Raw genomic sequence first — 10,391 nt, 5'->3', positions numbered from 1 at the left:
TCAAGCATGAACCGGAAGGTTAGATCAAAGCATTTAAATCGTTTTTATCAGAAGTTATCAGACTTGATCCGCGTGAAACGAATTTTAGGTTTTCTTTGTGCCCTCTGTGAACTCTGTGGTGAAAGGATTTTGCATCAATTTCGGGAATGTCGATGACGGCTAAAAACGCGCAGGAAGAGATCCTCCGGCTGCTGCGGGAAAAGGCGGGGCAGTTCGTCTCCGGAGAAGAGTTCAGCCAGTCGCTGGGAGTCTCCCGCACGGCCGTCTGGAAGCAGGTCCGGCAACTGCGCGAACTCGGCTACACCATCGAGGCAGTCACCTCCCGGGGCTACCGACTGACCGGCACTCCCGACACCCTCATTCCGACGGAGATCCAGGCCGGCCTGGAAACGCGCCGGATCGGCCGCGAGGTCGTCTATTACGAGACGACCGATTCGACCAATCTGCGGGCGCATGACCTGGGGGAGGCGGGAGCGGCCGAGGGGACAGTAGTCATCGCCGATCGGCAGACGGCAGGCAAGGGGCGCCTCGGCCGCAGCTGGATCTCGCCGCCGGGGGTGAATCTCTATGTCTCGGTGCTGCTGCGGCCGCCGATCCTGCCTTATCATGCGCCCCAACTGAGCTTCCTCTCGGCCGTGGCCGTTGCCCGGGCGGTGGCGGAGATCAGCGGCCTGGCGCCGAGCGTCAAGTGGCCCAACGATGTTCTGCTGCGCGGCCGCAAGATTGCCGGCCTGCTCAACGAGATGAGCGCCGAAACCGAGGGGATTCACTACGTGATCCTCGGCATCGGCGTCAATCTCAACATGCGCTCCGATCAGTTTCCCGCCGATCTGCGCTATCCGGCCACTTCGCTGGCCCTGGAAAAGGGAGAACCGATTTCCCGGGCAGCCTTCGCCCGGGCCCTGCTGCACCATCTCGACAGCCTTTACGCACTTTACCTGGAGGCAGGTTTCCCGCCGGTTCTCAAGGCCTGGGAAGCCTTCTTCGACCTGATCGGCCGGCAGGTGGAGGTCGATTACCAGAGTCGCCGCGTGCAGGGTCGGGTCGAGGGGCTCGATGACGATGGTGCCCTGCTGCTGCGGCTGCCCGACGGCCGGGCCGAAAAGGTGCTGGCCGGCGACGTGCGGCCGGTTTAAACTTACACGAGTCCCGGGTCCGAGCGCCAAGGTCCCGAATCACAGGCAACCAATTACGGGTTTCCATGCTTTTAGTCATCGATGTCGGCAATTCCAATACCGTTCTGGGGATGTACCAGGAAGAGCAGCTGGTGCGCAGCTGGCGGGTGACCACCGACAAGTCCCGCACCGTGGACGAGTACGCCATGCTCATCCATGAACTCTTCCAGCTCTCCGATATCCATTTCACCGATATCCGCGACGTCATCATCTCCTGCGTCGTTCCCCCCATGCTGAATACCCTGGAGGGGCTCTGCAGCGACTATTTCCGGCTCAAGCCCTATATCGTCGGCCCCGGGATCAAGACCGGCATGCCGATCCAGTACGACAACCCCAAGGAAGTCGGCGCCGACCGCATCGTCAACGCGGTGGCGGCCTACGAGAAATTCCGGCGCAGCCTGATCGTCGTCGATTTCGGTACCGCAACGACCTTCGACTACATCTCCGCCAGGGGAGTCTACCAGGGGGGAGCCATCGCCCCGGGGCTCGGCATCTCCGCCGAGGCCCTCTTCGAGAGGGCCAGCAAACTGCCGCGCGTCGAGTTTTCCCGTCCGCCGCAGATCATTGCCAAGAACACGGTCAACAGCATGCAGGCGGGGATCTTTTTCGGCTACGCCGGGCTGGTGGACGGGATCGTCGGGCGGATGAAGCTGGAGGCGCGGGACGAGCCTCTGGTTGTCGCCACCGGCGGTCTGGCCGGACAGATCGCGCCGGCTGCCCAGACCATTGACGAAGTCGACCCGAATCTGACGCTGGAGGGGTTGCGTATCATTTACAATCGCAACAAATCCGGCCTTTAATCTTTTTCCTGGCTCTTGGCTCTTGCAGCGAGCTGCGAGCTATGATGCTTGAGCGCGGGTAGTACACCGCCATGTTCGTTGTTTCCTGTCAGTAATCCTTTAACCAGATTCCTCATCAACGATGGAATGAAAGGAGCGGTCATGGGAAAGTACGAAACGGCACAAATCCGGAACCTGGGCATCGTCGGTCAGGGGGGCGCCGGCAAGACGTCACTCACCGAAGCGATTCTCTACAACACCGGCATGATCGATCGCCTCGGCAAGGTCGACGAGGGGACGTCGACCATGGATTTCGAACCCGAGGAGATCAAGCGCGGCATCACCATCACTTCCAGCCTCGACCACTGCGAGTGGAAGGGGAACAGCCTGCACATTGTCGATACCCCCGGCTATACCAACTTTCTGCATGACACGCGCAACTGCATGCGCATCCTGGGCGGCGCCGTTCTGGTCGTCTCGGCGGTCGACGGGGTGAAGGCCCAATCGGTCAAGATCTGGCAGTGGGCGCAGGAATTCGAAATCCCGCGCATCGTTTTCGTCAACAAGCTGGACCGCGAGCGGGCAGATTTTCTCAAGACTGTCGATGATCTGTCGAAGACCCTCAAAACCAGGGCGGTCGCCGTATCCATGCCGGTCGGAGAAGGGGAGGAGTTCAAGGGGATCATCGAACTGGTCGACATGAAGGCGCGCTTTTTCAAGTTCGACGATGCCGGAACCTATGACGAGACCGACATCCCCGCCGAATACCTGCCGGAAGCCGAACGCCTGCGCAACCTCATGGTGGAGGCGGCGGCCGAAGGAGATGACGTGCTGATGGAGAAGTATCTGGAGCAGGGGGAGCTGACGAAGGACGAGATCCTGCTCGGCCTGCGCGAGGGGACCCTGACGAAAGTGTTCACTCCGGTCCTCTGCGGCAGCGCTACCGCCAACATCGGGGTGCGCAATCTGCTCAACTATATCGTCAACTGTCTTCCCTCCCCCATCGACAAGGGGATCCAGTACGGCAAAAATCCGAAAACAGGCGAAAAGGAGCAGCGCCGTCCCGACCCGGCGGAACCGTTCTCGGCCATGGTCTTCAAAACGGTTAACGACCCCTATGCCGGCAAGCTTTCTCTCTTCCGCGTCTATTCCGGTACCCTGAAAAGCGACTCGGTCGTCTACAATCCGAACCGGGATACGACCGAGCGCATCGGCCAACTCTTCGAGCTCGAAGGGAAGAAGCAGAAGCCGGTCGCGGTGGCCGAGGCCGGCGATATCGTGGCCGTGGCCAAGCTGAAGGAGACTTCCACCGGCGACACTCTCTGCGATGGCGCCCATCCCATCGTCTTCGAAAGCCCTTTGACGATCAAGCCGGTGATCTCCTTCGCCCTGCAGGCCAAGAGCAAGGGGGACGAGGACAAGATCATGAGCTCGCTGCACAAGCTCATGGAGGAGGACCCCACCCTGCAGTTTCTGCGCGACGAGGAGACGAAGGAAATGATCCTCTCCGGGATGGGTCAGGTTCACGTCGAGGTGGCGGTCGAGAAGCTCAAGCGCAAGTACGGTGTAGAGGTTCTGCTCAAGGAGCCCAAGGTCCCGTACCGCGAGACGATCAAGAAGGCGGTCAAGCAGCACTACCGGCACAAGAAGCAGTCCGGCGGTCGCGGGCAGTTTGCCGATGTCCACATCGAGGTTGAGCCGCTGCCGCGCGGTTCCGGCTACGAATTCGTCGACAAGGTCGTCGGCGGCGTCGTCCCCCGCCAGTTCATCCCGGCGGTCGACAAGGGGGTTCAGGAAGCGATGCGGCACGGGATACTGGCCGGCTACCCGGTCCAGGATTTTCGCGTAACCCTCTTCGACGGCAGCCATCATTCCGTCGACTCCTCGGAGATGGCATTCAAGATTGCCGGTTCGATGGGATTCAAGAAGGCGATGGAGACCGCCAGCCCGGTGCTGCTGGAACCGATCATGCATATGGAGATCACCGTCCCCGACGATTGCATGGGCGACGTGATCGGCGACATGAACTCCCGGCGCGGCAAGGTGCTCGGCGTCGAACCCCAGTCCGGAAGCCAGGTCATCTCGGTTCAGGTGCCGATGGCCGAAGTTCTCAAATATGCTCCTGATCTGCGCTCGATGACCTCCGACCGGGGGCTCTTCACCATGGAGTTCTCCCAGTATGAGGAAGTTCCCCCGCACCTGACGGCCAGGATACTGGCCGAGGTGAAGAAAGAAGAGTAACTGCCGGACCGATCCTGCAATGAGGAGACCCGCAATGACGGAGAAGGACGATTTTGGGTTCGAGGACCAAGCGGAGCCGGTTGAACAGGATCCGGGCGCTGCCATGATCGAGGAGGAGTTGCGCCGGAATCTGGGCGAATCCGGGACGGTGGAAAAGCGATCGCCGGGCCGGATGTTTCTGCTGCTGGCGCTCCTGATTGTTCTTGGCGGCGCCGCTGCCTATTTTTATCTGGGCAGCCCGCCGGTTCCCGAAACCCCGCCGCCGGCGCCGCCGGTCAGGCAGCCGATCGCCCTGCCGCCACCCCCGGTCAGCATGGAAGAAGCGACGGTCAAGACCGAGAGTGTCCCGCCGGCGCCGCCGGCGGGACAAGCGCCCGCCGCATCGGCGGTAAAACCGGAAGTGCCGGTGAAAGCGGAAAAACCGGCGATCAAATCGACGGTCCCGGCGCCACCTGCAGAGACGCCGGCCAGGACGGAGCCTCCCCCGTCACCTCCCCCCGCCGAACAGACCGTTGCGCAGTCGAAGGTTGCGTCGAAAAAGGCCGGCCCCTATTACCTGCAGGCAGGGGCCTTCCTGCTCAAGGCCAACCTGCGGGACGCGGAAGCGCAGGTGCGCCGTCTCGGCTACGAGCCGCGGGTCAAGTCTCTGCGCAAGACGATGCCGATGACCCGTCTGCGGGTCGGAGCGTTTTTTGCCGAAGAAGGGAAAGCCAAGCTGGATTCGCTCAAGGCGGTGGCGCCGAATGCCTTCCTGCTCAGGCAGGGGGAATATGTGCTGGTCTATGCCGGCTCCTTCCAGGATATCGACCGGGCGCGCCGCGCCGCCGATCATCTTTACAAGCAGGGGATCCGGGTCGAGGAAGAGGCGGTAGAGGCCGAAGTATCGCTTTCCCTGCTCAGCTTCGGCGACTTTGCCGACCGAAACGCGGCCGAGCAGGCTGCCGTTCGTGCCCGGGCGGCCGGCCTCGAGGCCATTGTCAGGAAAGACCCCTGAAGCAGGGGCATTGAATTCACATGACCAGCCAGACCAAGACCGTGCGCCTGAAGGTTTCTCCCGGGGTGGCGCGCATCGTTGCTCCTGAAGCCCCCCGCGAAACAAAACTTGCGGCGGCGCGGGGGGCACTGCCGCTCTCTGCCAGGGATCTGGTGACCGCCCTCTTTTTCCTCTGTCACGGAGCCGACGCGGAAATCAAGGCGCGGGCACTGGAAACCTTCAGGGGCATCTCCCCGACAGCGCTGCAACCGGTTCTGGAAAGCGCCGAGCTCCACCCGCAGTTGCTCGATTTCGTTGTCCGCTGGCGGATATCCGAACCGGCGCTCATCGGGCCGCTGCTGGACCATCCCGGGCTGGCCGCGGCGACCCTGCGTCACCTTGCCGGGCACGCCGGCGTTGCGATCCTTTCGCTGCTGGCAGACAATCAACGATGCTGTGACGATCCAGAGGTGGTTGCTGCCCTTCTGGCGAATCCGCATACCAGCGAAGGCATCCGTGCCCGCTTGACCCCCGTCGGTGACTCGGCCGTCGGCGGGGAGTCGACCGAAGCCGAAGCGGATCCAACTGCGGCCGGAGAGTCGGAAGGCGGCGATGGCGAAGACGAAGAGGAAGCCGTCGAGGAAGAGCTGAACCTTTCCAAATACCAGATGGCCCTGGAAATGGGGGTTTCCGACAAGATCAAGATGGCGCTGACCGGCGACAAGGAGTGGCGCAACATTTTTCTCAAGGATCCCAACAAGCTGGTTTCGTCTGCCGTGCTGAAGAATCCCCGTATCACCGAGGGGGAAGTCCTGGCGGTGGCCAAAAACAAGAGTTCCAGCGACGAACTCATCCGTCTGATCACCCTCAACCGCGAATGGGTGAAGCATTACGAAATCAAGAAAGCGCTGGTCATGCATCCACGGACTCCGCTGCCCAAGGCCTTGCGCTACATGACAATCCTGACCGAGAAAGACATCAAGAACCTGGCCAAGAGCCGCGGCGTTTCCCAGGTCATCGTCAATAATGCCCGGCGTATGCTGCTGACCAAGCAGCGGTAGTGCTAATCGGCGATGCAGGCTTTGGGTGAAATCCAGGCCGAGGGGCTCGCTGCCATTGAAGGAGTCATCTGAATGAACCAAGGAGAAATCGTCGCCGTCTGCACCAGCCTCGGCAAGGGGGAACGCAAAACGGATGTGGGCCAGGGCGTGCTGCTGGAAAACTTCGGTCTCGAGGGGGACGGGCATGGCGGCGACTGGCACCGTCAGGTGAGCCTGCTGGCCCTGGAGAGCATCGACAAGATGCGTGCTGCCGGCCTTGACGTGGGGCCTGGGGATTTCGCCGAGAATCTGACCACCCGGGGGATCGGCCTCTGCACCCTGCCGGTCGGAACCCGTCTGCGGGTCGGCGAGACCGCCATCCTGCAGATCACCCAGATCGGCAAGATCTGCCATGAACGCTGCGCGATCTTCTACCAGGCCGGCGACTGCGTCATGCCCAAGGAGGGGATCTTCGCCGTCGTGCTGCGGGGCGGCAGCGTGCGCAAGGGAGACCGGATCGAGGTGCTGGCGGAGGGAGAAGGGGCATGACGAACGAGGCCCGCTACAGCGTCGGCATCCTGACCCTCTCCGACAAGGGGGCGCGGGGCGAACGGGAAGACGAGAGCGGCCGGGTCATCCGCGAGATGATCTCTTCCTTTGGCGAGGTCGTGTGCTACCAGGTCATCCCCGACGAGGAGGAACTGATCGTGCGCACCCTGGTGGATTGGGTCGACCGCGACGCCGTCGACCTGATTCTGACCACCGGCGGCACCGGGCTCACGGCGCGTGATGTCACCCCCGAGGCGACCGCCCGGGTGATCGAGCGGGAGATTCCCGGCATGGCCGAGGCGATGCGCATGGAAAGTTTGCGCAAGACCCCGCACGCCATGCTTTCCCGGGCGCTGGCGGGGGTGCGCCGGCATTCCCTGATAGTCAATCTGCCCGGCAGCCCGAAGGGGGTGCGGGAGAACCTCGAGGTCGTCCTCCCCGCTCTCGGCCATGCCTTGGCCAAGCTCAAAGGCGATCCCTCCGAATGTGCCCGGTAAAATAAAAAGGGGGAGTCCGCTGACTCCCCTTTTTCAGGCGTGCCCGAAGTGGGCAAGCCAGCCGGCCATTGCGGCCGTCAGGATGCCGCCGCACAACGCCAGGCTCCCCTTGAGCCCGCGGGCACGGTGCGATTCCGGGATGAGGTCCGAGGCGGCGATGTAGACGAAGGAGCCGGCCGCGAAGGCCATGAGGGCGCCGAGAATGCCCGGCGCGAGGTGGCGCACCAGAGAGTAGGTTACGACTGCACCGATGGGCGTCGCCATGGCGACGGTCGAAGTGAAGATGATGGCCGTCCGGCGGGCATAGCCGTAATGCAGCAGGATGGAGAGCATGGCGATCCCTTCCGGGACCTCGTGGGCGATGACCGCCAGGGCGGAGAGCAGACCCGTTTCGCTGCCGGCCTCGAAGCCGGCGCCGATGACCATGCCGTCGATCAGCGAATGCAGAGTCATGCCGGCGAAGGCAATGACACCCAGCGGATGCGGGTCGGCACAGCAGGCGTCGTGGCCCGCCGCGACCTCCAGGCCGGCATGGTGCAACTCCTCGTGGCCGGCGTGAAAAAAGAGATGGTGCTCGAGAAAATAGAAAAGAACAAAGGAAAGCAGGAAGTAAATCGGTGTCTGGCTGCTCAGTTCCTGGGCCTCCGGCAAAACGTGCAGGATGCCGACACCGAGCAGCACGCCGGCCGAGTAGGAAACCAGGCTGGCGGAATTGCGACGACTCCACTCCGCACGTGCCAGGATCAGGTACATGCCGAGAAAGGTAGCGATGCCCGCGACGCTGCCGAAGAATATGACGCTGAACCAGCGTTCGTCCATGTGCGATGACTCCAGTCTTAGAGGTGGCAGCAGTATAGTCATGAACGCAGGCGAGCTCAAGCACAGAATCCCGCAGTGGTCTTTCCAGAGGAAAATCCTGGTTTCTTGTAGGATGGGCAATGAACGGCGGTGCCCTTTCGGTGGAGTGGAACGTGGATAGGAAGAAAAAAATCTTGCTGGCCGATGATGTCGAGCTTTTTCTGGAACTGGAAAAAACCTTTTTCCGACGGGAGAATATCGAACTGCAGGTGGCCCGTGACGGCCGCCAGGCCCTCGAGATCATAGCGGCCGAGCGGCCGGATCTCGTCTTCATGGATCTCTATATGCCCGTGATGAATGGTGACGAGTGTTGCCTCCGGGTCAAGAGCGACCCCGAACTCCGTTCGACACCGATTGTCATGGTGACGCAGGGTGGGCGGGAGGAAGACCTGGCAAAGTGTCGGCAGGCCGGTTGCGACGAGATTCTGCTCAAGCCGATCACCCGCCACCTCTTCGTCGATACCGCCCGCCGGCTGCTCGCCGTCGCCGGCCGCGAGGCGGAGCGGGTCAGGGCACGGCTCGAGGTTCGCTACGGTCCCGGCCGCCGGCAGTTGCTCTGCAACTACTCCGTCAATATCAGCACAGGCGGCCTTTTTCTTGAAACGGACGATCCATTGCCGGTCGATACGCCGCTCGAACTGGAGTTCACCCTGCCCGACCGGCAGACATCCATCCGCTGCAACGGGCGGGTGGCCTGGGTCAACCACCCGGTGCTGCTGCACAAGCCGGAGATGGCCGCCGGTATGGGGGTCCAGTTCGTCGACCTCCGTCTCGACGATATGCACGCCATCCGCGATTTCATCAAGAAGGAAAGCTTCTCCCCCTCCTGGTGACCTTCTCCCCCCCCGTCTTTGCTTCAAGGCAAGGCCCGCGCTTCTGCGGGCCTTTTGCTTTGGCAAAATTTGACCTGCGTCAATTGTCACGCGCGGCACGGCTGATAATATTGATCGATAATATTTTAATGGACCGGCGGTCACCATTCAGCGGACAGCGTACCGTCGTCCCGCCATGTGCCTGCTGAGAGGCGGGTCCCGGGGCAAATTCGAGGTTTGTTGCGCCTGTTGTGAACAGGGCACGACCCATCAACCAATGAGGAGGCAAGGAATGAAGAGGATCGGGATTGCGGTTGCGCTGGCGCTGCTGGCGCTGCCGACCGGCGTGCTGGCCAAGGCGGCCGGCGGGGTGGACAAGATGGAATGCTTCGGCTGCCACGCCGAGGTCGAGCAGCTGCATCAGGGTTCGAAGCATGCGAAGCTGGCCTGTGAGACCTGTCACAGCGGAATGGAAGCCCACCTGAAAGACTCTGCGACGAAACCGGTCACCAGTCTGGAGCTTGCGACCTGCGGCAGTTGCCACAAGGACCAGTACGACAGCTTCTATCGCGTCAATTTCGAGGCGCAGGCCCGCAAGGAAAAGGGCGGCCCCACCGGCCGCTCGCCGATGCAGGACAAACTCCTCGCTCCGCACGGCTTCACCAAGGAGCACAACGAGCCGCGCTCCCATGCCTTCATGGTCGTTGACCAGTTCGTGGTCGACCGCTTCGCCTCCGGCCGTTACCAGTTCAAGGACATGTGGCAGGTCGCTCGCCCGGGCAAGGCCTGGGACGTGCTGGTCGACACCGGCAAGACCTATCCCAAGGAAGTTTCGGCGTCGGCCGGCAATCCGGTCTGCCTGCAGTGCAAAACCTCGGATCTCGCTCTCAAATGGAAACACATGGGCGACAAGGATCCGAAGGCCAAGTGGGACCGCACCTCCGATGTCAACGAACTGATCAAGGATGTGCAGAACCCGGTCGGCTGCATCCAGTGCCATGACCCGCACGCCACCCGGCCGCGCATCGCCCGCGATGCCCTGATCGAGGCGGTCGAGCGTGATGGCACTCGTCCCTACGATACCGACAAGGGCGCCTCCCGGGTCAAGGTCGAGGTGGTCAGCTTCCGCGACGGCTTCCGCAAGATCGGCCTGCTCGACAAGCCGAACTCCACCCTGCAGTGCGGCCAGTGCCACGTCGAGTACAACTGCAACGGCGGCTTCGAGCCCGAGAGCGGCGAGAAGGTGACCATGGCCGACCGCCGGGCCAACCACTTCCCGATGAAGAATGCCCTCGACCTGCTGGCGCACTACGACCAGCTCAAGTTTCGCGACTTCAGGCACGCGGTGACCGGCGCCCGCCTAGTCAAGCTGCAGCACCCCGAGATGGAGACCTACTGGGGGAGCGTCCACGACAAGGCCGGCATCCAGTGCCATGAGTGCCACATGCCGAAGGAGAAGAACGCCAA

Annotated in this window: 10 protein-coding genes; 9 read left to right on the top strand and 1 reads right to left on the bottom strand. The window is 62.3% G+C overall.

What is annotated here, in order from left to right; genetic code table 11:
* The first annotated feature begins 152 nt into the window (after positions 1–152).
* The 7 genes from VD811_06860 to VD811_06830 all read left to right on the top strand — a co-directional run bounded on the left by VD811_06860 (position 153) and on the right by VD811_06830 (position 7,254).
* Entirely contained in the window at positions 153–1,136 is a 984-nt protein-coding gene (locus VD811_06860) for a biotin--[acetyl-CoA-carboxylase] ligase (GenBank protein HXV20692.1), read from the top strand.
* A gap of 65 nt (positions 1,137–1,201) precedes the next feature.
* Positions 1,202–1,975: a type III pantothenate kinase gene (locus VD811_06855; protein HXV20691.1), complete on the top strand. Its 774-nt coding sequence runs from the start codon at positions 1,202–1,204 to the stop codon at positions 1,973–1,975.
* 141 nt (positions 1,976–2,116) lie between these two features.
* Positions 2,117–4,195 (top strand): elongation factor G, encoded by a 2,079-nt coding sequence (gene fusA, locus VD811_06850; protein HXV20690.1) that lies wholly within the window; start codon positions 2,117–2,119, stop codon positions 4,193–4,195.
* A gap of 34 nt (positions 4,196–4,229) precedes the next feature.
* A complete protein-coding gene (locus VD811_06845) occupies positions 4,230–5,189 on the top strand; it encodes an SPOR domain-containing protein (protein ID HXV20689.1) in 960 nt (319 codons plus the stop codon).
* 20 nt (positions 5,190–5,209) lie between these two features.
* Positions 5,210–6,229 (top strand): hypothetical protein, encoded by a 1,020-nt coding sequence (locus VD811_06840; protein HXV20688.1) that lies wholly within the window; start codon positions 5,210–5,212, stop codon positions 6,227–6,229.
* A 72-nt stretch (positions 6,230–6,301) separates the two neighbouring features.
* Positions 6,302–6,757: an MOSC domain-containing protein gene (locus VD811_06835; protein ID HXV20687.1), complete on the top strand. Its 456-nt coding sequence runs from the start codon at positions 6,302–6,304 to the stop codon at positions 6,755–6,757.
* Positions 6,754–7,254, top strand: a complete 501-nt coding sequence (locus tag VD811_06830; protein ID HXV20686.1) for a MogA/MoaB family molybdenum cofactor biosynthesis protein — start codon at positions 6,754–6,756, stop codon at positions 7,252–7,254. Before VD811_06835 ends, VD811_06830 begins: the two co-directional genes overlap by 4 nt.
* A gap of 33 nt (positions 7,255–7,287) precedes the next feature.
* Here the strand turns inward: VD811_06830 and VD811_06825 are convergent, their stop codons facing one another.
* Positions 7,288–8,073 carry a ZIP family metal transporter gene (locus VD811_06825; protein HXV20685.1) on the bottom strand — a complete coding sequence of 262 codons (786 nt, stop codon included), beginning with the start codon at positions 8,071–8,073 and terminating at the stop codon, positions 7,288–7,290.
* A gap of 152 nt (positions 8,074–8,225) precedes the next feature.
* On the opposite strand from VD811_06825, the gene VD811_06820 reads away from it, so the two are divergent.
* Complete coding sequence (locus VD811_06820) at positions 8,226–8,945, top strand: TIGR02266 family protein (protein ID HXV20684.1); 720 nt, start codon at positions 8,226–8,228, stop codon at positions 8,943–8,945.
* A 271-nt stretch (positions 8,946–9,216) separates the two neighbouring features.
* Positions 9,217–10,391, top strand: a 1,175-nt coding sequence (locus tag VD811_06815; GenBank protein ID HXV20683.1) for an ammonia-forming cytochrome c nitrite reductase subunit c552, incomplete at its 3' end; no start/stop codon positions are given.

Source organism: Desulfuromonadales bacterium (assembly GCA_035620395.1).
Lineage (GTDB): Bacteria > Desulfobacterota > Desulfuromonadia > Desulfuromonadales > DASPGW01 > DASPGW01.
Note: the sequence above shows the minus strand (reverse complement) of the source record. Positions and strands in the feature narration are given on the sequence as shown.

Coding starts and splice junctions, on each gene's coding strand:
- VD811_06860 (HXV20692.1), top strand. CDS start 153: ATGACGGCTAAAAACGCGCAGGAAGAGATCCTCCGGCTGCTGCGGGAA.
- VD811_06855 (HXV20691.1), top strand. CDS start 1,202: ATGCTTTTAGTCATCGATGTCGGCAATTCCAATACCGTTCTGGGGATG.
- VD811_06840 (HXV20688.1), top strand. CDS start 5,210: ATGACCAGCCAGACCAAGACCGTGCGCCTGAAGGTTTCTCCCGGGGTG.
- VD811_06845 (HXV20689.1), top strand. CDS start 4,230: ATGACGGAGAAGGACGATTTTGGGTTCGAGGACCAAGCGGAGCCGGTT.
- VD811_06835 (HXV20687.1), top strand. CDS start 6,302: ATGAACCAAGGAGAAATCGTCGCCGTCTGCACCAGCCTCGGCAAGGGG.
- VD811_06825 (HXV20685.1), bottom strand. CDS start 8,073: ATGGACGAACGCTGGTTCAGCGTCATATTCTTCGGCAGCGTCGCGGGC.
- VD811_06830 (HXV20686.1), top strand. CDS start 6,754: ATGACGAACGAGGCCCGCTACAGCGTCGGCATCCTGACCCTCTCCGAC.
- fusA (HXV20690.1), top strand. CDS start 2,117: ATGGGAAAGTACGAAACGGCACAAATCCGGAACCTGGGCATCGTCGGT.